The sequence below is a fragment of the Dankookia sp. GCM10030260 genome, assembly GCF_042666655.1.
Taxonomy (GTDB): domain Bacteria; phylum Pseudomonadota; class Alphaproteobacteria; order Acetobacterales; family Acetobacteraceae; genus Paracraurococcus.
Genome location: NZ_JBHTDE010000001.1, coordinates 568911 through 589400, shown reverse-complemented (window position 1 = coordinate 589400; position 20490 = coordinate 568911). Strand labels below are relative to the sequence as shown.

The 20490-nt window shown below is 72.2% G+C and carries 19 protein-coding genes; 9 read left to right on the top strand and 10 right to left on the bottom strand.

The window, feature by feature from the left end; all coding sequences use genetic code 11:
* The first annotated feature begins 101 nt into the window (after nucleotides 1–101).
* Nucleotides 102–2321: an HWE histidine kinase domain-containing protein gene (locus tag ACFQS7_RS02905; RefSeq protein WP_380065508.1), complete on the top strand. Its 2220-nt coding sequence runs from the start codon at nucleotides 102–104 to the stop codon at nucleotides 2319–2321.
* A 258-nt stretch (nucleotides 2322–2579) separates the two neighbouring features.
* On the opposite strand, the gene ACFQS7_RS02900 is transcribed toward ACFQS7_RS02905, so the two are convergent.
* Nucleotides 2580–3143, bottom strand: coding sequence for a hypothetical protein (locus ACFQS7_RS02900; protein WP_380065507.1), 564 nt, complete (start codon nucleotides 3141–3143; stop codon nucleotides 2580–2582).
* A 362-nt stretch (nucleotides 3144–3505) separates the two neighbouring features.
* Here ACFQS7_RS02900 and ACFQS7_RS02895 point away from each other — a divergent pair, with 362 nt between their 5' ends.
* Nucleotides 3506–4459 (top strand): tripartite tricarboxylate transporter substrate binding protein, encoded by a 954-nt coding sequence (locus ACFQS7_RS02895; protein WP_380065506.1) that lies wholly within the window; start codon nucleotides 3506–3508, stop codon nucleotides 4457–4459.
* A 91-nt stretch (nucleotides 4460–4550) separates the two neighbouring features.
* Nucleotides 4551–5507 (top strand): Bug family tripartite tricarboxylate transporter substrate binding protein, encoded by a 957-nt coding sequence (locus ACFQS7_RS02890; protein WP_380065505.1) that lies wholly within the window; start codon nucleotides 4551–4553, stop codon nucleotides 5505–5507.
* 147 nt (nucleotides 5508–5654) lie between these two features.
* Here the strand turns inward: ACFQS7_RS02890 and ACFQS7_RS02885 are convergent, their stop codons facing one another.
* Nucleotides 5655–6233, bottom strand: a complete 579-nt coding sequence (locus ACFQS7_RS02885; RefSeq protein WP_380066191.1) for a YqaA family protein — start codon at nucleotides 6231–6233, stop codon at nucleotides 5655–5657.
* Nucleotides 6234–6407: 174 nt separating this feature from the next.
* On the opposite strand from ACFQS7_RS02885, the gene ACFQS7_RS02880 reads away from it, so the two are divergent.
* From ACFQS7_RS02880 to ACFQS7_RS02870, 3 genes are all read left to right on the top strand, one after another.
* Nucleotides 6408–7631 (top strand): MFS transporter, encoded by a 1224-nt coding sequence (locus ACFQS7_RS02880; RefSeq protein WP_380065504.1) that lies wholly within the window; start codon nucleotides 6408–6410, stop codon nucleotides 7629–7631.
* A gap of 69 nt (nucleotides 7632–7700) precedes the next feature.
* The gene (locus ACFQS7_RS02875) at nucleotides 7701–8168 is read left to right on the top strand and encodes a hypothetical protein (protein WP_380065503.1); all 468 of its coding nucleotides are present in this window, start codon (nucleotides 7701–7703) and stop codon (nucleotides 8166–8168) included.
* 158 nt (nucleotides 8169–8326) lie between these two features.
* A complete protein-coding gene (locus tag ACFQS7_RS02870; protein WP_380065502.1) occupies nucleotides 8327–8983 on the top strand; it encodes an arylsulfatase in 657 nt (218 codons plus the stop codon).
* 11 nt (nucleotides 8984–8994) lie between these two features.
* Here the strand turns inward: ACFQS7_RS02870 and ACFQS7_RS02865 are convergent, their stop codons facing one another.
* Complete coding sequence (locus ACFQS7_RS02865; protein ID WP_380065501.1) at nucleotides 8995–9996, bottom strand: LLM class flavin-dependent oxidoreductase; 1002 nt, start codon at nucleotides 9994–9996, stop codon at nucleotides 8995–8997.
* 144 nt (nucleotides 9997–10140) lie between these two features.
* On the opposite strand from ACFQS7_RS02865, the gene ACFQS7_RS02860 reads away from it, so the two are divergent.
* Together ACFQS7_RS02860 and ACFQS7_RS02855 are read left to right on the top strand one after the other, a co-directional pair.
* On the top strand, nucleotides 10141–10920 hold the full coding sequence (locus ACFQS7_RS02860) for an SHOCT domain-containing protein (RefSeq protein ID WP_380065500.1): 780 nt from the start codon (nucleotides 10141–10143) through the stop codon (nucleotides 10918–10920).
* Between the two features lie 131 nt (nucleotides 10921–11051).
* Nucleotides 11052–13121, top strand: coding sequence for an HWE histidine kinase domain-containing protein (locus tag ACFQS7_RS02855; protein ID WP_380065499.1), 2070 nt, complete (start codon nucleotides 11052–11054; stop codon nucleotides 13119–13121).
* Between the two features lie 190 nt (nucleotides 13122–13311).
* Here the strand turns inward: ACFQS7_RS02855 and ACFQS7_RS02850 are convergent, their stop codons facing one another.
* From ACFQS7_RS02850 to ACFQS7_RS02835, 4 genes are all read right to left on the bottom strand, one after another.
* Nucleotides 13312–14280 (bottom strand): tripartite tricarboxylate transporter substrate binding protein, encoded by a 969-nt coding sequence (locus ACFQS7_RS02850; RefSeq protein WP_380065498.1) that lies wholly within the window; start codon nucleotides 14278–14280, stop codon nucleotides 13312–13314.
* Between the two features lie 5 nt (nucleotides 14281–14285).
* Entirely contained in the window at nucleotides 14286–15422 is a 1137-nt protein-coding gene (locus tag ACFQS7_RS02845) for an LLM class flavin-dependent oxidoreductase (protein ID WP_380065497.1), read from the bottom strand.
* Nucleotides 15423–15549: 127 nt separating this feature from the next.
* Nucleotides 15550–16506 carry a Bug family tripartite tricarboxylate transporter substrate binding protein gene (locus tag ACFQS7_RS02840; protein ID WP_380065496.1) on the bottom strand — a complete coding sequence of 319 codons (957 nt, stop codon included), beginning with the start codon at nucleotides 16504–16506 and terminating at the stop codon, nucleotides 15550–15552.
* 112 nt (nucleotides 16507–16618) lie between these two features.
* On the bottom strand, nucleotides 16619–16837 hold the full coding sequence (locus ACFQS7_RS02835; RefSeq protein WP_380065495.1) for a hypothetical protein: 219 nt from the start codon (nucleotides 16835–16837) through the stop codon (nucleotides 16619–16621).
* Nucleotides 16838–17210: 373 nt separating this feature from the next.
* Here ACFQS7_RS02835 and ACFQS7_RS02830 point away from each other — a divergent pair, with 373 nt between their 5' ends.
* Nucleotides 17211–17621 carry a hypothetical protein gene (locus ACFQS7_RS02830; protein WP_380065494.1) on the top strand — a complete coding sequence of 137 codons (411 nt, stop codon included), beginning with the start codon at nucleotides 17211–17213 and terminating at the stop codon, nucleotides 17619–17621.
* A gap of 424 nt (nucleotides 17622–18045) precedes the next feature.
* Here ACFQS7_RS02830 and ACFQS7_RS02825 read toward each other — a convergent pair whose 3' ends face one another.
* The 3 genes from ACFQS7_RS02825 to ACFQS7_RS02815 form a co-directional block, all read right to left on the bottom strand.
* Entirely contained in the window at nucleotides 18046–19014 is a 969-nt protein-coding gene (locus ACFQS7_RS02825) for a Bug family tripartite tricarboxylate transporter substrate binding protein (protein WP_380065493.1), read from the bottom strand.
* Nucleotides 19015–19095: 81 nt separating this feature from the next.
* Complete coding sequence (locus tag ACFQS7_RS02820) at nucleotides 19096–19473, bottom strand: c-type cytochrome (RefSeq protein WP_380065492.1); 378 nt, start codon at nucleotides 19471–19473, stop codon at nucleotides 19096–19098.
* Complete coding sequence (locus ACFQS7_RS02815; protein WP_380065491.1) at nucleotides 19470–20471, bottom strand: hypothetical protein; 1002 nt, start codon at nucleotides 20469–20471, stop codon at nucleotides 19470–19472. Before ACFQS7_RS02815 ends, ACFQS7_RS02820 begins: the two co-directional genes overlap by 4 nt.
* Nucleotides 20472–20490: the final 19 nt, after the last annotated feature.

Below are 20490 nucleotides of genomic sequence, written 5' to 3'. Positions count from 1 at the left end.
CCGCGTTTTCCCGCTTCCGTCGCATTCCCCATATTGCAGGTCGCGGGATAGGCTATCCTCGATCCGTGCCGGTACGATCGGCCGGCGCAGCGGGGGGAGCCATGGACAGCATCGCGACCCTGCCGGCCACCCGGCCGAGCCGGCAGCCGGCCCGGTTCCGCACCCATCTGCTAGGCCTCGCCCTGGCCACCGGCCTGCCGCTGGTGGCGCTGGCCATCGGCCTGACCTGGTGGGTCGCCGCCAGCGAGCGCAACGCGGCGCTGCGCGATCTCTCCCGCACCGCCGAGGCATTGCTGTCCGAGCTCGACCGCGAGCTCCGCATCACCACCGTCGCCCTCGACGTCCTGGCGACCGGGCCCGGCCTGGACGCCGCCCTGGCCGAGGCGCCGGGCGGGCCCGCCATCACCGCCTTCTGGGCCCGCAGCCGGGCCCTGATCGAACGCCGCCCTTCGGTGCTGCACAGCATCGCGCTGTTCGACCCGCAGGGCCGGCCGCTGGCGAATACCCTGGCGCCAGGCGGTGCCGCCCTGCCCGGCGTCGAGCAGGCCCGCTTCCCCGACGCGCCACCGCGGCCGAACGGTCCCGCCACCTATTTCGCCGCCGTCCTGCGCGCACCGGACAGCTATGTCTCGCCGCTGTTCCTTGGCCCGCTCGCCGGGCAGCCGGTGATCGCCATCGCCATGCCGGTCCGCCGCGACGGCAAGGCGGTGGGCGTGCTGACCGCCAACATCCTGCCGCGCAGCCTGGGCGAGGTGCTGCGCGGCCGGCCGCTCCGCCCCGGCTGGGTGGCCACGCTGGTGGACAGCCGCCACCTCGTCGTCGCCCGCACGGCGCAGGAGGACGCCTTCGTCGCCCGGCCGGCGATCGCCTGGATGGTCGATTTCCAGACCAGCGGCGCCGCCGCCGCGACGGTGAAGGTTGTCGCCCGCGACGGCACCCCGACCTATGCCGTGCTGCGCCACCTGCCGGCCAGCAACTGGACCCTGGTGCTCAGCGTCCCGCGCGCCGCGATCGACGGGCCGCTGCGCCGGGCGGTTCTGGTCGCCGCCGGCGGCGGGGCGCTGGCGGTGGCGCTGGCCGCGCTGCTGGCCATGGTGCTCGGCGCCCGGCTGGGGGAAGAGGTCGAGGCGCTCGGCCCCGACGCAGCGATGGTGGCGCGCGACCAGCCGCCGCCCCGCCGCGCCCCGCCCCGGGTGCGGGAGGTGGCGCGGGTCCGCCAGGCGCTGGACGAGGCCGGCGCCGCGCTGCGCGCCCGCGCCGCGGCGAAGCGGGAGGCCGAGGAGCACCTGGTGCTGCTGCTGCGCGAGGTCGACCACCGGGCCAAGAATGCGCTGGCCGTCGCCCTCTCGCTCATCCGGCTGGCGCCGCGGGACGTGCCGCCGGCCGAGTTCGCCGCCACCGCCGAAGGCCGCATCACCGCCATGGCCCGCGCCCATGCGCTGCTGGCGCGCGGCGCCTGGACCGGAGCGGAGCTGCAGGCCCTGGCCGAGAGCGAGCTGCCGGCGCATGCCGGGCAGGTCCGGCTGTCGGGTCCGCCGGCGCGGCTTTCGGCCGAGGCGGTGCAGCCGGTGGCGATGCTGCTGCACGAGCTGGCGACCAATGCGGCCAAGCACGGCGCGCTGTCGGTGCCCGGCGGGGAGGTCCGCATCGCCTGGGAATTCCTCGCGGCCGACCAGGCGCTGCGGCTGACCTGGACCGAGCAGGGCGGCCCGGCTTTGGCCGGGGCGCCGTCGCGGCGCAGCTTCGGCCTGCGGCTGATGACCCAGCTGGCGGAGCGGCAGCTGGCCGGTCGGCTGGCGCTCGACTGGACGGCGACGGGTCTCCGCGCCACGCTGACCCTGCCGGCGGCCCGGGTGGCGCCCGATGGCACGCCGCTGCCGGGGCCGGCGCCGGAGGCCCGGCCGGTCGCGGTCAGCCCGCACCCGGTCTGGACCACCCCGGGCGGCCCGCCGCCCCGGGTGCTGGTCGTGGAGGACGAGGCGCTGCTGGCGCTCGAGCTCGAGACCGGGCTGCGCGAGCTGGGCTGCGAGGTGGTCGGCCCGGCCCGCAACCTGATCGAGGCGCATCGCCTGGCCGCGGGCGAGCCACGCCTGGCCGCCGCCGTGCTGGATATCAACCTCGGCGGCGGAGAGCTGGTCTTCCCGGTGGCGGATGCGCTCGCCGCGCGCGGCGTGCCCTACCTGCTGGCGACCGGCTACGGCAGCGCCGGGCCGCTGGAAGGGCGCGATGCCGGTGCCGTCGCGGTGCTGCGCAAGCCCTACCAGCGGGCGGCGCTGGCGGCGGCCCTGGCGCGGGCGTTGCCGGGGGATGGGGCGGGCTGACAACCCGTTCTGAAATGGTCGGGGCGTTGCGGGCTTCGGCCGATTGCGGCCTGCATCGCGCCACCGATCGGTCACGCGTCCCTGCTCGAGTGGACGCTTCGTGCGACAAGCGTAACCCGAACGTCAAAGGAAGACGGTGGAGCGCGCTGCTGCGTCCGCTGATGGGGTGATCATCCGCAAGCAGCCGCTCCAGGCCATGTTGCGCACAGCAATGTATCTCGGCGGGCAACCACGACAGGAACAATCCAGAGAGGGCAATCAGGATCCGCGAACACGGAAGCCTGGCCCCGTGATCGGTCCATCAAGGTTATGGACGTATGCTGCCTCCTCTGGCCAAATGGACTTGGGGCCTTGACCGGAATTCGGCGTTGCCGGCCACACGATGCCTTCCTTGATAAATGGCCGAAGGTAGTTGTGACTGGCCGCTTGGAACTGTTGAAATTCATTGGGCCAGTTGATTGCCTGAGCGCTCGCTATATAGGTTACTCTATAATTCGCAAAATCATGCGGGCCTTCCGTTATTGCTGCGGTGGTCAAGGTAGACCTGTCGATTATCTTCTCCATGGTTGCAATTGCATTGTTTGGGTCAAATGGAAGCGGACTATAGATATGTGAAATGACCATGAATGCGTCGGCCAAATTTCCCTGCGGGAGACCGAAATGCTTCGGCCAACTAATGACGCCAGTAACCTTCGTGTTCTCGACATCGATGAAGCCTGGTTTTTGTTGTTCTATTTCTTCGCTTATCGGAAGCGTTTCTTTTTTATGCATTGGAACTGGTTTATCTGAAATAGCTTTCTCTATGGGGCTTTTCACTGCCATTCTCCAAAGGTTTCTTGCAGCGCGAGCTGACGCTATTGCCAATGCGTGCCGGCTCGCAAGGACCTCGCATGACGGTGACCCTTTGATGTCAGGTCCCACGCACGGAGGAACGCCACGCCTTTTGGAGAGCGCTTCACGCGAGCCATGACCTAGCCGTGTCATCCAACCGTCAACGGCGCCTGCGATGCATTACGAAGGCTTGTCAGGCTTTCCGACGCGATGGTCTGTCTGGCCGCCATTCGCCTCATGCCGCGCCGACGATCGAGTGGCCGGCAGCGATATTCCGGTAGTTGCCTGGCCGGCCGCGGCATGGTTGATCCGCAACAAGGCGTGCCACCAGGCGCCCCCGGGAGAGTCCAACCATGCGCCGCACCATCATCGCCCTCGGGCTTGCCGCCCTGCTGCCGCTCGGCGCCCAGGCCCAGGCGCCCTACCCCGAACGCCCGATCACCATGATCATCGCCTATGCCGCCGGCGGCGGCACCGACACCGCAGCGCGGACCCTGGCGCGCTTCCTGGAGAAGGACCTCGGCCAGTCGGTGGTGGTGGTGAACCGCGCCGGCGCTGGCGGCGAGATCGGCTGGTCCGAGCTCGCCCGGGCCAAGGCGGACGGCTATACCATCGGCTTCACCAATACCCCCGGCATCGTCACCGTGCCGATCGAGCGGCAGGCCCGCTTCAAGCTCGACGACTTCGCGCCGATCGCCAACATCGTCGACGATCCGGGCGGCATCTGGGTGCTGGCGGACAGCCCCTACCGCAGCCTCGCCGAGCTGATCGAAGCCGCCAAGAAGGCGCCCGGCACGCTGGGCTACGGCACCACCGGCATCGGCTCCGACGACCACCTGGCGATGCTGGCACTGGAGAGGCTGACCGGCGCCAGCTTCCTGCACATCCCCTTCGGCGGGTCGTCCCAGGTGCGCACCGCGCTGCTGTCGAAAAGCCTGCCGATCGCGGTGGTGAACATGGGCGAGGGCATCGCCGACTGGAAGCAGGGGGTGCTGCGGCCGCTGGCGCAGCTCGGCGCCACCCGCTGGGAGGCGACGGCGAGCGTGCCGACCGCGAAGGAGCTGGGCTTCGACCTGGTCGAGGGCTCGATGCGCGGCGTGGCCGCCCCGGCCGGGGTGACGCGGCCGATCCTCGACCGGCTGGCCCAGGCGGTGCGGCGGGCGGTGGAGGATCCGGAATTCCAGAAGGCCGCCGTGCAGCAGAACCTGCCGCTGCGCTTCCTCGGCCCCGATGCCTACCGCGCCGAGCTGGTGGCGCTGAAGGCGCAGTACGAGAAGCTCTGGGCGGCGCATCCCTGGAAGGAATGACCCCGGGACTGTTGCCAGGGTGGCAGCAGGCATGGTCCGATCCCGCATAAGCCGAGCGCGGCAAGACGCGCCGAACGGGAGGACCAGGACCATGCAACGACGCACCCTGCTGGGCGGGCTGGCCGCCATGCCGCTCGCCTGCCCCGCCTTTGCCCAAGGCTTCCCCGAACGGCCGCTGACCATGGTCATCGCCTTCCCGGCCGGCGGCGGCACCGATGTCGCCGCCCGGCCGCTGGCGCGGATCATGGAGAAGTATCTCGGCCAGCCGGTGGTGATCACCAACCGGCCCGGCGCGGCGGGCGAGATCGGCTTCACCGAGCTCGCCCGGGCCAAGCCCGACGGCTACACCATCGGCTTCATCAACACGCCGACCATCGTCACCATCCCGATCGAACGCCCCCAGGCCCGCTTCAGGCTGGACGACTTCGCCCCTGTGCTGAACGTGGTGGACGACCCCGGCGCCATCTGGGTGCTGCCCGACAGCCCGATCCGCAGCGTCGCCGACCTGGTGGCGGAGGCCAAACGCCGGCCCGGCCAGGTCAGCTACGGCACCTCGGGGATCGGGTCCGACGACCACCTGGCGGTGCTGGCGCTGGAACGGGTCTCGGGCACCAAGTTCCTGCACATACCGTTCGCCGGCGGCGCCCCGGTGCGGACCGCGACGATCTCGAAGCAGATCGACCTGGCGGTGACCAATATCGGCGAGGCGATCGGCGACTTCCGCCAGGGGCTGTTCCGGCCGATCGGCCAGATGGGGACCTCGCGCTGGCCGGTGATGGCGGACGTGCCGACCTTCCGGGAACAGGGCTTCGACGTGGTCGAGGGCTCGATGCGCGGCCTGGCGGCGCCGGCCGGCCTGCCGCGGCCGGTGCTGGACCGCATCGTCGACGCCGCCCGCAAGGCGGCGCAGGACCCGGAATGGCAGGCGGTGGCGACGCAGCTGGCGCTGCCGCTGCGCCTGCTGGGCCCGGACGAGTACCGGGCCGAGCTGGTGGCGATGCACGGGCACTACGAAAAGCTCTGGGCGGCGCATCCCTGGCGGGATTGAGCAGACAAGGTCGGGGAGGGAAAAGCATTCCCTCCCCAAATCCCTCCCTTCCTTTTCGTGGGTTGGCACCAGCTGCGCGGCAGGTGCCAACCCACAGAAACAGATGAGGGGGTCCGGGGAGAATGCTTCCTCCCCCGGCCTTTCCCTTTACAGGTAGCGCAGCGCCACGAACCCCACGACGATCCCGGCCGCCGCCCCGGTGGTCACCAGGGTCAGCCGCCGCTCGATGAAGTCGCGGATCGGCGGGCCGAAGCGGCGCAGCAGGAAGGCCAGCAGGAAGAACCGCGCCCCGCGCGTCACGACGCTGGCGGCCAGGAAGACCGGGAAGCTGAACATCGCAGCCCCGGAGGCGATGGTGACGATCTTGTAGGGGATCGGGGTCAGGCCTTTGATCAGGATGACCGTGGCGCCCCACTTCTCGTACCAGCCCTGGAACCGCAGCAGGGCGTCGGCGTGCCCGTAGGCCCGCAGCACCGGCTCGGCCAGCGCCTCGAACAGGAAATACCCGATGGCATAGCCGAGCACGCCGCCCAGCACCGAGGCGATGGTGCAGATCAGCGCATAGCGGTAGGCCCGGTCCGGCCGGGCGATGCACATGGGAATGAGCATCGCGTCGGGCGGGATGGGAAAGAAGCTGCTCTCGGCAAAGCTGACGCCGGCCAGCCAGGCTGGCGCGCGTCGATGCGCCGACAAGGCGAGCACGCGGTCATAGAGGGCACGGAGCATCATCGGGTCCCTAGGTCCGCAGGCGACTTCGCACGGGTGGAACCACGGCGCAACTCACGGCCGATTGCCTTGCGGTAGTGTCATATCGTCGCGGCTTCGCCATGCGCCGGAAGCGGGTTGCCGTCCCATGGAAAGCGATGGGATCATGCCGCATTGCAGCGACGGAACTTCGACATGTCGGGAACGAGTGCGGGGCGGCCCGCGGTGGCGGTCGGGGTGCTGATCGCCTGCGGGGTGGCCTGCGCGGCGCTGGCCATGGGCCTCAGGCAGAGCTTCGGCCTGTTCCTGGCGCCGATGACCGCGGCGCATGCCTGGTCGGCCTCCGGCTTCGCCTTCGCCATCGCCCTGCAGGTGCTGATCAACGGCTTCACCCAGCCGGTCTGGGGCCAGATCGCCGACCGCTACGGCGCCCGCAAGGTGATCATGGCCGGCGCCCTGCTGCAGCTGGTCGGCATCACCGGCATGGCGCTGTCGGAGAGCCTCGGCACCTTCACCTTCTTCGCCGGGGTGGTGATGGGCTTCGCCGTCTCGGCCGCCGGCATGCCGGTGATCATGGCCAGCCTGACCCGGCTGCTGCCGGAAGCCCAGCGCGGCCGGGCGACCGGGCTGGGAACCGCGGGGTCATCCTTCGGCCAATTCCTGGTGGTGCCGCTGGTGCAGTTCGGCATCTCCGGCTTCGGCTGGTACACGGCGCTGCTGCTGGTCGCCGCCGCCTCCCTGCTGATGATCCCGCTGGCGCTGCCGCTGAACGACAGGCCGGCCGCCCCGGTCCCCGGCGCCGCGGCGCAGCAGACGGCCGGCGAGGCGCTGCGGCTGGCGCTGCGGACGCCGACATTCTGGTATCTCTGCTGCGGCTTCTTCGTCTGCGGCCTGCATGTCTCCTTCATGGCGATCCACATGCCGGGGTTCGTTGCGTCCTGCCACCTGCCGGCAGTGGTCGGCGCCGGGGCCATCAGCCTGATCGGGCTGTTCAACATCGCCGGCTCGCTCGGCGCCGGGGAGTTGTCCACCCGCTGGAAGCGGCGGGAACTGCTGGTGGCGATCTTCGCCCTGCGCGCCGTGGTGATGACCATCTTCTTCTTCAGCGAGAAGACCACGGCGACGGTGCTGGTCTTCGCCGCGGCGATGGGGATCCTCTGGCTGTCCACCGTGCCGCCGACGGTCGCGTTGTGCGCCCGCAACTTCGGCACCCGCTGGCTGGCGACGATCTTCGGGCTGATCTTCCTGTCGCACCAGATCGGCGGCTTCGCCGGCGCCTGGCTGGGCGGCGTGGTGTTCGACCGCACCGGCAGCTACGACCTGATGTGGATCATCTGCATCCTGGCCGCCGCCTTCGCCGCGGTGATCCACATCCCGGTGCGGGACGGGCCGCCGAAGCCGGTCGCGGTGCCGGCCTGACGGGTTGGTTTGGGCCATGCCGGGTTCGGCGCTAGAACAGCGCCCGGAACCTGGACCGGAGGAAATCGGATGCGGCGTTGGGCCCTGCTGCTGGCCTTGGGATTGCCCCTGATCGGGGCCTTGGACGCCGAGGCGCAGGCGCCACAGCGCCAGGGCCCGCCGCATGAATGGACCTTCGGGTCCTGGACCGGCGGCATCTTCCCCGCCGGCGACACCGGCACGCCGGCCTGCCTCGGCAGCCCGAGCGTGATCTTCACCCGCGACATCGTCATGCGCATCTCGGTGGTGGATACCGCCTACCGGGAACGGACGATCGAGACGGTGGCGCAGACCCCGAACGGCCTCGAATTCCGCTTCACCGCGGCGGCCCCGGTCATCGGCCCGATGGGGCCGCGGGCGGCGCCCGATGCCGGCTTCGGCTGCGCCGGCGGGCCGAACGTGCTGCGGGTGGAACGCAAGGGACCGGACGAGATCGCCTTTCCGGGCTGTGCGGAATTTCCCTCCTCGCTGAAGCGCTGCACCACGGCAGGCAAGTAAGGCCGGGGAGGGAAAGGTATTCCCTCCCCGGACCCCACCCTTCCTTTCTGTGGGTTGGCATTCGCCGCGCGGCAGGTGCCAACCCACAGGAATAGATGAGGGGTTCGGGGAGAATACTTTCTCCCCGATCTTCCTTCCTTTTCTCGAGGTTTTTCCCGATGCGCATCGCCCTGATCCACGCCCTGCGGCACTCCCCCCCGCCGATCGAGGCCGCCTTCGCCCGCGCCTGGCCCGAGGCGGTGCTGATGAATCTGCTGGACGACAGCCTCTCGGCCGACCTGGCCCGCACCGGCCGGCTGGACCAGGCGATGGGCGAGCGGTTCCTCACCCTGGCGCGCTATGCCGCGGGCACCGGGGCGGACGGCATCCTCTTCACCTGTTCCGCCTTCGGCCCCTGCATCGAGGCAGTGGCAGCGGCCCAGGCACCGATACCCGTGCTGAAGCCGAACGAGGCGATGATCGAGGAGGCCGTGGCCGCCGCCCGCGCCGCCGCCGGCGGGCGCCGGCCGCGGATCGGCCTGGTGGCGTCCTTCGCGCCGACGCTCGACAGCATGCCGCCGGAATTCCCCGCCGACGTGGACCTCGTCCCCTGCGTGGCCGAAGGGTCGCTGGCCGCGCTCGATGCCGGCGACGGCGCCGCGCATGACCGGCTGGCCGGCGAGGCGACCCAGCGGCTGACGGATTGCGACGTGGTCGCGCTGGCGCAGTTCAGCCTGGCGCGGGCGGCGGAAGCCGTCGCCGCGGCGACCGGCCGGACGGTCTTCACCACGCCGGACAGCGCGGTGCGGAAGCTCAGGCGCCTGCTGGGCGGCTGAGCCGGGCGCGCTCAGGCGGCCTGCGCCATCTCCCCGTGCACCGCGGCGAGGATTTCGTAGGACCGCTTGCGCGCCGCGTGATCATGGATCTGCGCCGTCACCATCAGCGCATCCGCGCCCGTATGGGCGACGAAATCGGCGATGCCCCGGCGCACCGTCTCCGGCCCGCCGACCACGGCGCAGGCCAGGGCATTGTCCAGCATCATCCGCCCGCGCGGGTCGATCCGCGCATCGAAATTCTCGACTGGCCGCGGCAGCTTGCCGGCCTGGCCGCGGCGGAGGTTGAGGAAGGCCTGCTGCTGCGATGAATAGAGGTAGCGCGCCTCGGCATCGGTATCCGCCGCGACCACCGGGATGCCGAGCATGACATACGGCTTGTCCAGCCGGGCCGAGGGCCGGAAGGTCTCGCGGTAGACGGCGATGGCATCCATCATCATCTGCGGCGCGAAGTGGGAGGCGAAGGCATAGGGCAGCCCCAGCATCGCCGCGAGCTGCGCGCCGTAGGTCGAGGACCCCAGGATCCAGACCGGGATGTCGAGCCCCGCGCCGGGCACCGCGCGCAGCGACTGGCCGGGCTGCTCCGGATCGAAGTAGCGCATCAGCTCCATGACGTCGCGCGGGAAGTCGTCCACGTCGCCGGCCAGGTTCCGCCGCATCGCCTGCGCCGCCACCTGGTCGGTGCCGGGCGCACGGCCGAGGCCGAGCTCGATCCGGCCGGGATGCAGCGCGGCCAGGGTGCCGAATTGCTCGGCGACGATGAGCGGCGCGTGGTTCGGCAGCATGATGCCGCCGGCGCCGACGGTGATCCGCTTCGTCGCCGCGGCGACATGGGCGAGCGCCACCGCGGTCGCCGCGCTGGCGATGCCCGGCATGTTGTGGTGCTCGGCCATCCAGTAGCGGCCATAGCCCAGCCCCTCGGCGTGGCGCGCCAGGTCGGCCGAATTGCGCAGTGCCTGGCCGGCATCGCTGCCGTCCGGCACGGGGGAGAGGTCGAGGATCGAGAGCGGTATCATGCCAGGGATATTGGCACGCCCGGCGCCGGAACCAACCGCCTGCCGGCGCGCGCCCGATGGAAACGGGATTCTGCCATGTCCTGGCACGGCTCGCGGCACGCGGCGTTCCATGGGCATAGCCGACAGCGATACCGGAGCAGTGCCATGCAGGACCTCACCCAGACCGCGTTGCAGCGGGTCGACGACATCGCCGCGCGGCATGGCGTGAGCGCGGACGCCGTCGCCACGCTGCTGCGGGCGGTGTCGAACGGCGGCGGCAGCATGGCGCAGTTCAGCCATCCGGAATTGGGCGGCATGGGCCAGTGGTCGCAGGGCGGCATGACCATGGTCGGCGACATGTTCAACAACGGCCTGAAATACCGCGTCGACAGCCTGTGCAACGAGGTCGCCGCCCTGCTGCGGGAGAGCAACCCCTTCGTGCCGGCGCCGATGCAGGGCGGCGGCTTCAACCAGGGCTTCGGCAACTGGTGGCCGGACGGCCTGGGCAGCCCGGCCGCCTCGGGCGCGCAGAACGACATGCGCTACGCCTATTTCCCCGCCTCGCGCCGGCTGGCGGTGCAGCAGAACGGCCAGACGCGCCTCTACGACACCGCGTACCACAGCATCTCCGGCGTCTCGCAGCAGCAGGGCGGCGGCCAGTCGCTGAGCTTCGTCTCCGACCACGGCACGGTGCGGGCGGCAGACCTGCAGCAGGTGGACGGCCCGCCCTCCCCCCACCGGCAGGCCGTCCAGCCGCCGCAGCCCGCCTGGCGGCCCGAGCCGGCCACCGCCTGGCAGCCGGCGCCCGCCCCGCCGCAAGCCTCGGGGGGAAACGACGGCGACGTGCTGGCGAAGATCGAGAAACTGGCCGAGCTGCGCGGCCGCGGCATCCTCACCGAGGAGGAATTCTCGACCAAGAAGGCGGAGTTGCTGAGCCGGCTCTGAAGCGCCGAACCGTGCGGAACATAACTCTCGGCAACGTCACACAAGCCTCTGATCCGAAACCGTTCCTCGACGCTTGACGAAACCGTCCCGCTAGCGGCCCAATCGTCCAGGTCGTTGCCGGGGGGATGGATATGGCCGCGTTGGCGCGGATGCGGCCGGGGGTCGCTGATGGCCAGGGTGCGTCCGCCCCGCCGCCGGCCAGGCGCAGCCTGCTGCTGCTCGTCGGCATCGTCACCCTGCCGCTGCTGCTGATCGCCGGCCTTGCCTGGCATGGCTGGAACGCCGCCTGGCGCAATGCCGAGGCCGAGATGCTGCGCGCCGCCGAGATGGGGGCCGAGCATCTCCGCCGCGTGCTGGATGGCCACGACCTGCGCATCCAGCGCGCCAACGACGCCATCGCCGGCCTCACCGATGCCGGGATCCGCGCCGACGAGGCGCGGCTGCACGCCATCTTCAGCCGTATCGCCGGGCAGGCGCCGGATGGCAGCGGGCCGCTGACCCTCTTCGCCTTCGACCGCGAGTCGCGGATGCTGGTCGGCGCCACCGCCTTTCCGGTGCCGCGCGACAGGGATTTTGCCGACCGGGACTTCAATCAGGTGCTGCGCGACCCGGCGGCGCCGGAACCGCATGTCGGCCAGGTCCATGTCGGTCGGCTCGACGGCCGCGCCTTCTTCAGCGTCAGCCGGCGGCGGCAGGGCAGCGGCAACCCGCCCGGGCCGGACGGCTATGACGGGGTGGTCGAGGTCTCGGTCTATACCGATGCCGCCAATGCCAACCTGCAGCGCCTGCTGCGCGATCGCGCGGACCTGCTCTCCCTGGTCAGCGCCGACGGACTGGTGCTGGCGCGGTCGGCCGGCTTCGGGCCGCAGGGACCGCCGCTGCGCGTCGCCGCCGACACCGCCCTGGCCGGCCTGCTGGCCGGCGGCGCGGAGCGCAGTATCGTGCAGGGCCGCTCGAGCCTGGACGGGGTGCGGCGCCTGGCGGTCTATCGCCGGGTCGAGGGCTGGCCGGTCTATGCCGCCGCGGCGCGGCCGGAATCCGCGGTGCGCGCCGCCTGGTGGGGCGCCATCGCCGGGGAGCTGGCGGTGGGCCTGCCGGCCTGGGGCCTGCTGGTCGGCCTGGCCGGCGCGGTCTGGCGGCGGCAGCGGGCGCTGGGGGAGGCCAATGCGACGCTGGAGCAACGCGTCGCCGAACGCACCCGGGACCTGACCGAAAGCGCCGCGCAGCTCCGCCTGGCGCAGGAGGCCGCGGGGATCGGCATCTGGGAATGGGATGCCGGGACCCGGCTGCTGCGCTGGTCGCCGGAGCAATATGCGATGTTCGGGCTCGACCCGGCACGGGAGACGCCGCTCGGCTTCGCCCGTTTCCTCCTCTTGCTGCACCCCGAGGACCGGCCCCTGGCCGAGGCGGCGGCGCGCGACGCGATGCGCACCGGCGTCTACGAGGCCGAATTCCGCATCCTGCGCATCCGGCCGGACGGCACGCGGGAGCTGCGCTGGCTGCTCGGTCGCGGCCGGCGGCTGCCGTCGCGGGATGGGAAGGGGGCACGGCTGCTCGGGGTGAATGTCGACATCACCGACCGGCATCTGGCCGAGGAGCGCCGCGCCCTGGTGGCGCAGGAGGTGGCGCACCGCGCCAAGAACGCGCTGCAGCTGGTCGGCGCCGCGGTGCGGATGACGCGCGCCAGCGACACCGCCGAATTCATCCGCCTCGTCGAGGGCCGGGTCGCCGCCCTGGCCCGGGCGCAGACCCTGCTGGCCGAGACCGGCGGGCGCGGCGTCGACTTGGCGGTGCTGGCGGCGGGCGAGGTGGCCTCGGTCATGCCGGAGGAGGCGGACGGGCCGCGCCTCAGGCTCGATGGCCCAGCGCTGGAACTGGCCGAGGACGCGGTGCAGCCGGTCTCGATGGCGCTGCACGAGATGGCCACCAATGCGGCGAAATACGGCGCGCTGTCGCAGGCCGAAGGGCGGGTGACGCTGTCCTGGGGGCTGGACGAGGAGGCCGGGCGGCTGCGGCTGCGCTGGCAGGAGCATGGCGGCCCGCCGCCGCCCAGCGCGCCGGAGAAGGAAGGCTTCGGCAGCCGGGTGCTGGAGGCGACGCTGGTCGGCCAGCTCGGCGGCACGCTGCGGCGCGACTGGTCGCCGACCGGGCTGGTGCTGGACGTCCTGCTGCCGCTGGAAAGGCTGGCGGCGAAGGGGTGAGCCGCCGCACCGGCGCGTTGCCCCACGGGCGGATGCACGCCTCCGGGCGATCCCGCCCTGCGGCGACCCGCATTTCCTGCAGATCGTGCGGATTCACGCCTCCGGGCGATCCCGCCCTGCGGCGATCCGCGTTTTCTGCAGAGCGTGCGGATTCACGCCTCCGGGCGATCCCGCCCTGCGGCGATCCGCCCTATTCCGCCCGGATATTCGCCTCCGCCACCAGCTGGGCGTAGCGGGTCACCTCGGCGGCGACGAAGCGGCGGGATTCGGCCGGGTCGGCGCCGATCAGGTCGAAGCCGAGCTCGGCCGCCTTGCCGCGCAGGCCCGGGTCGCCCAGCGCCCGGCGGATGGCGGCGGCGATGTCGTCGGCGAGCGGCTCCGGCACCCCGGACGGCGCCTGGATCGCTGTCCAGCTGGTGATCCGCAGGCCCGGCAGCCCGGCCTCGGCGGTGGTCGGGATATCGGGCAGCAGCCGGTGCCGCGCGCCATCGGTCACCGCCAGCGCCCGCAGCCGTCCGGCCTGCACCTGGGTGATGCATTCCGGCAGGTTGGAGACCAGCATGTGCAGGTTGCCGGCGACCAGATCCGTCACCCCCGGCGCGCCGCCGCGATACGGTACGTGCACCAGCGAGGCCCCTGCCCCGGTGGCGCGGCGGAACAGCTCCAGCGCCAGATGCGGCGGCGAGCCGGTGCCGGAGGAGCCGGCATTCAGCCGCGCCCCGTCCCGCGCCGCGGCGACCAGTTCGCCGAGGGTCCGCCAGGGCATGGCCGGGTTGACCACCACCACCAGCGGCAGCGAACCCAGCAGGGTCAGGGTCTTCAGGTCGCGCAGGAAGTCGTAGGGCGCCTGCGGGAACAGCGACGCATTGACCGCATGGGTAAGGGTGATCGACAGCAGGGTGTGGCCGTCCGGCGCCGCCTTGGCCACCGCATCGGCGCCGATCTGCGCGTTGCCGCCGGGGCGGTTCTCCACCACCACCGGGCGGCCCCAGTCCTGCTGCAGCCGCTGCGCCACCAGCCGGCTGATGATGTCGGTCTGCCCGGCGGGGGTGAAGGGGACGACGACGCGGACGCTGCGCTCGGGGAAGTCCTGGGCGCGGGCCCCGCCGCCCGCCAGCAGGAGCGGCGCGGCCAGGGCGGCGCGGCGGGTCAGGCGCATCGGCGCTACTCCGCCGCGACGGGCAGGATGCCGCGGGCGGCCACCGCGGCGCGCACCGCCGGCAGCAGGTCGCGGCCATAGCCCGCCACGTCCTCCAGCGGGTCGAAGCCGCGGATCAGGAAGGTGTCGATGCCGAGCGCGGCATAGTCGGCCAGGCTGTCCGCCACCTGCTCGGCGGTGCCGACCAGGGCGGTGGTGTTCGAGCCGGCGCCGACCGCCGCCGCCACTTCCGTCCAGAGCCGCTTGTCGCGGACCTTGCCGCCGGCGGCGGCCTCCAGCAGCCGCTGCGAGCCGACGCTCTCGGGCTTCGACCCGCCCGAGCCGGTCGGGCGAAGGTCGCGGATGCGGGCGATGATGCGGTCGGCCCGGGCCCAGGCGGCCTCCTCCGTGTCCGCCAGCACCGGGCGGAAGGACAGGCTGAAGCGGATGGCGGCCGGGTCGCGCCCGGCCTTCGCCACGCTGGTGCGCACGCGCGCGATGGTCTCCCGCGCCTGGTCCAGCGTCTCGCCCCAGAAGGCGTAGACATCGGCCTGGCGGCCGGCGATCTCGATGGCGATGTCGGACGACCCGCCGAAGAAGACCGGGATGTGCGGCTGCTGCAACGGCTTCACCTCGGCGAAGCCCTGCTCGAAGCGGTAGTACTTGCCGGCGTGGTCGAAGGGCTTCGCCTCGGTCCACAGCCGCTTCAGCAGCGCGATGTACTCCTCCGACCGCGCATAGCGCTCGTCATGCGGCAGGTAGTCGCCGTCGCGCTTCTGCTCGGTGGGGCTGCCGCCGCTGATGACATGAATCGCGGCACGCCCGCCGGTCAGCTGGTCGAAGGTGGCGAATTGCCGGGCCGCGAGCGTCGGCGCGATGAAGCCCGGCCGGTGCGCCACCATGAAGCCGATCCGGTCGGTGGCCGCCGCGGCCTGCGACGCCACCAGCAGGGCATCCGGGGAGGTGCTGCCCCAGGCGACCAGGATGCGGTCGAAGCCGGCATCCTCGTGCGCCTTGGCGAAGCTGCGGATATAGCCGGGATCGACCACCGGGCCGCTGGGCGGGTGGATCTCCGACTGGAAGCGGTGGGAGATCATGCCGATGAATTCGAGCGGGTGGGCCACGCCGGGTTCCTCCGTTTCTGAGGCCGAGGGAGAAAGCATTCTCGCCCGGACCCCCTCATCTATCTTTCTGTGGGCTTGGCACGTGCCGCGCGGCGCGTGCCAAGCCCACAGAAAGGAAGGGTGGGGTTTGGGGAGGGAATACCTTTCCCTCCCCAACCTTGCTTCTTCAGGCGATGCGCAGGCGCCGCAGTGCCCGCCCGACCGCAGCATGATCGGCCGCGAGCCGCTGCGCCAATTCTTCCGGCGCCAGGGCCTCCGGCCGCAGCCCGAAGCGGCGCAGCGCGGCCTCCACCTCGGGCTCGGCCAGGCTCCCGTTGAAGGCGGCGTTCAGCCGCGCCACCACCGGCGCCGGCGTCGCCGCCGGGGCGAACATGGCGAACCAGCCGCTGCCCGGCCAGTCCTGCCCCAGGCCCAGCTCGCCCAGCGTCGGCACATCCGGGAAGGCGTCCCAGCGGGTCGCGCCGACCACGGCCAGCGCCCGCAGCCGCCCGGCCTCGACATGCGGCGCGGCGATCGGGTCGATGATCAGGTGGCAATCGCCGGCGATGACGCTGGTCGAGGCCGGGGCGCTGCCCGGGAAGGGCACGTGCACCGCATCGAAGCCGGCCTCGTCCGCCAGCAGCGCGGCGCGCAGCTGGCCGACCGAGCCGATGCCGGGAGAGGCATAGTTCAGCGCGCCCGGGTGCTTGCGGCCATAGGCGATCAGCTCGGCGATGCTGTGGATCGGCAGGTCCGCATTTACCGCGACCAGGGCGAAGGCCTCGCCCGCCGAGGCCACCGGCGCGAAGCTGCGGAGCGGATCGTAGCCCACCGCATTGAGGTGCGGCGCGATGGTCAGGTTGGCGGCCGAGGCGTTCAGCAGCACATGGCCGTCCGCCTTGGCGTCGGCGACGAAGCGGGCGCCGACCGCGCCGCCGGCGCCGGCCTTGTTCTCCACCACCACGGGCTGGCCGAGCTTCGGCAGCAGGGCGCGCGCCATGGTGCGGGCGACGTTGTCGTTGGTCGCGCCCGGCGTATAGGGCACCAGATAGCGGATCGGGCGGTCGGGGAAGCCCTGCGCGGCGGCAGGACGGATGAATGGCGCGGCGAGGCCGGCGCCGAGCAGCAGGCGGCGGGAGATCATCGGGACAACTCCAGGATACGGGCCGGCAGCTGCGGCGGCCGCGCCAGCCCGGCGAAGGCCAGCACGCCGAGCAGCGCGGCGAGGATCAGCAAGGTGCGGACAGCCTGGCCGATCATCGGACCGGCACGGGCCGCCGCACCGGGCCGGCCGAGTGCCGGCTGCGCTGCAGGACCAGGCCGGCGACGCGCTGCGCCGCGGCCGGGTTGGGGAAGGTGGCGCCGTCGAGATCCTCGACGGCGGGGTCGGTGGCGATGAAGCGCCAATCGGCGGCCTGGGTGATGGCGACGCCGACGAAGCGTCCCTGCACCTCGATCGGGCGGGAAGTGTGCATGGTCGGTCCTTCGGCCCTCCGGGTCGGGAGGGCGGCAAGCGGCTGATGGGGCTGGGGATTCTCCGGGCGCGACGCGCCCGTTGCGGTCAGCGCCGACAGCGCCCGCCGGGACCCTGCCCCAGGCAGGGGCCGGGATCGGGACGGCGGCGCTTTAGCGCTTGGTGACGCGGTGCAAGCTGCATGGATCAAATCCCGCGGTGCCGACGCAGAATGCCTCGGCAACACGCTCAATCTGCGAAGTCCAGTGGTGATTGTCAAGGATCGGGTCGCAGAATACGAATAAATAGCGATTTTATTGCGTGAATAACCGATCGCGCGCCAGGCCTTCGGTTCCGGCTGGAATGTTAGTTCATGCTATGTTCTAGTCGGCCGCATGCCCGACGACTCCTCGCCGCTCCCTGCCGGGACCCCGCCGCACCTGCGCGGCGCCATGCTGCGCTACCGCTGCCTGCTCGCCCGCGGCTGTGGTGCCGAGGCGGCGCTGGCCGAGCTGGTCGCCTATCTGGTGGTGCTGCGGCCGGGGCTGCCGCGGGTGCTCGCCCACGAACAGGCCGAGGCGGTCGCCGCCGCCTATGGCCCGGTGCCGCAGGCCCGGGTCGCGGGACAAGGACCAGGCACCCAGACGCATCCGCCGCGCGGGTTGCTGCTCGTGCTGGCCTCGCCGGCGCGGCGGCAGGACCGGGAGCAGATCACGGGAGGGCACCAAGCGCAGATGCGCGAAGGCGCTCGGGCGACGACGGGCGACGGCGGCGCTGCGTTCACGGTCGAACGCAAACCGCCATGACCCCTGCGCAGCACCCGGGGTCGCCTCCGGCGGCTGCAGGGCGACGGCTCCGGCATGATGCGCGCAGCGGGCCCGCGGTCGCCGGCTCGGGTGGACCGCGACGCGGTGACGACGAAGCGCAGGCCCGACCGATCCGGCAGAGGCCACCCGGCGGCCAGCCGATGCACGGCACCCGCCGGCCGGGGCGCAATCCTGCCGGTCGCCGCACCACCTCGCTGCCCTGCGTCCCGCCGGACAGGACGATATCCGCCGGCGGCAGCTCGACCGCGCCGGGCCGATCCGGCGGTCACGGAAGCGGGGTCCTCGACGCCGGCCGATCGTCGCGCACGGGAAGGCACCGGCCCGCATGCCACGGCGGAACCCTGCGGAGCCGTTCAGGCCTGGCCTGAACCGCTGTCCCGCGCGGTGCGGATCGCCCGCCGGATCAGCCGCGCTTGCGCGCCATCCCGGACGCCACCAGCGCCGCCTCCACCCCCGGCCGCACCTCCTGGATCAGCGCCATCGTCTCCGCCCGGCCGAGCGGCCGCGGCGCGATGCTGGCTGCCTTCTGCCGCGCCAGGACCTCGGGGTCGCGTGCCGCATCGAGCAGCGCCGCCTCCAGCCGGTCGCGGATCGCCACCGGCATGCCCGCCGGCCCGGCCCAGATGATCAGCTGGCGCGTCGCCGTCTCGTGGCCCAGCTCGATCAGCGTCGGCACCTCGGGGAATTCCGGCCAGCGGTCGACGCTGGCGCTCGCCAGCATGCGCAGGTTGCCGCCCTTGATCAGGCCGATCATCTCGGAGGTCCCGGTGTAGCTGTCGATATGCCCGCCGGCGACCTGGGTGGCGGCCTCGGTGATGCTGCTGATCTGCACGTAGGTGATCTGCATGCCGGTCAGCCGCGCGAGGTCGAAGAAGCTGACCGCCGAGCCGGGATTGGTGCTGGCGATGGTCAGCGGCCGCTTCCGCCCCTCGGCGATGAAGTCGGCCATGGTCTTCACATGCGGCAGCGACGGCCCGACGGGGATGCCGATCCGCAGCTCCGAGGTGACGGCGAGGAAGTCGAAGCTCTCCCAGGGCTTGTAGGGCAGGTCCATGGTGAGGGGCGCGACCACCAGGGCGGAGAAGCCGACCAGGCCGAAGGTATAGCCGTCCGGCTTGGCCTGGGCGATCCGCCCCGGGCCCAGCGTGCCGCCGGCGCCCGGCGTGTTGCGCACCACGACCGAGACGCCGAGCGCCCTTTCCATATGTGCGGCGATGGCGCGGGCGATGAGGTCGGTGCCGCCGCCCGGGCCGAAGCCGGTGACGAGCTGCATCTCGCGGTTCGGCCAGCGGTCGGGCGCGGGCTGCGCGGCGGCGTTTCTGATTGCGGGCGCCGACAGCGCGATGGCGCCCAGCAGGCCTCTGCGATGCATCTCTGCGTACCCTCCCGTGCCGGCCCATCCGTGCGGGCCACGCTTGCTTGCCGGCATCGTGCTGGGCGGCACGGCACCGAGTCAATCGGCGCGCGTCGTGCCCGCGAGGAAGGCCGCGACCGCCGCCCGGTCGGCGGCATCGCGCAGCCCGTTCGCGCCCATCCAGAGGCCGGGGAACATCGCATCGGGGTCGGCGAGGAAGCGCTGCAGCAGGCCGGCATCCCAGACCTGTCCGGCCTCCCGCGCCGCGAGCAGGGCGGGCGAATAGTCGAATTCCGCATCGCCGGCGACGCGGCGGCCGACCACGCCGGCCAGGCTGGGCCCGGCGCCCGGCGGGGCGCCCGGCGCCGCGGCATGGCAGCCGGCGCAACGCGCCGCGAAGACCTGCCGCCCCTCCGCCGCCGGCGCCGGGCCGGGATGCAGCACGGCGAGCAGCAGCAGCAGGCTGGCGCGGCTCACAGGCCGTACTGGATCCGGACGATCCGGTCGGTGCCGCTCTCGCCGCCCCAGGCCTCGCCGGCGAGGCCATCCATCTGCCGGACATTGGCGCCCGGGCGGTCGGAGGGGAAGGCAAGGAAGCTCTCGTCCCTCGGGTCGAAGCGGACGACCGCGTTCGCCGCGAAATCGGTCAGCCAGACCTTGTCGGACGGATCCACCCAGACGGAATAGGCGCGCGGCCGCTGGCCCGGCAGCTTCCAGGCCCGCCACGACGCGTCGCGCGGATCGTGGACCGAGACGTTGCCGCTGTTCCACTCGCTGATCCAGAGCCGGCCGGCGCTGTCCGACCAGACCCTGCGGGCGCCCTGGTTCGGCGTCGGCGGGTCGAGCACGCGGACCCGGCCGGTCTCCGGGTCCTCGATCTGCGCCAGGTGGTTGCCGGCGAGCGAGACGTACCAGAGCGTGCCCTGCGGCGTCCGGGTGATGCCGTAGGCGCCGCGGCCACGCGGCGCCTCCCACACCTCCATGCGTTCGCTGCGCGGGTCGAGGCGGCCGTAGATGCCGTTCTGGCCGGTGAACCAGTAGACGCCACGCGGATCGAAGACGCCGGTATTCAGGTTGGCATTGGCGAAGCGCTCCGGCAGCGGCCAGAGCTGCACGCGATGGTCCTTGGCGTCGACCCGGGCGATGGCATTCTGGCCGCCCTCGGTGACCCAGGCGGCGCCGTCGGGCCCGCGGATGACGCCGTGCGGCGCGGCGCCCGGGCCGAGGGCGACCACGCGGATGCTGCCGTCGCGCGGGTCGAGCCGGTTGAGCGTGCCGTTGCGCTGGCCGCAGAACCACATGGTGCCGTCGCCGGCGGCGGTGACGTCGCGCGAGCCGACGCGGCCGCTGCCGGGGGTGGCGGCGTCGAACCAGGTGACGCGGTAGCCGGGCGGGGGCGGCGTGGCGGCGCCGGCCGGCAGCGCCGGGGCGGCCAGCGCCGCGCCGGCGAGGGCGATCAGGTCACGACGATGCATGGCATGCTGTCCCTTTCCC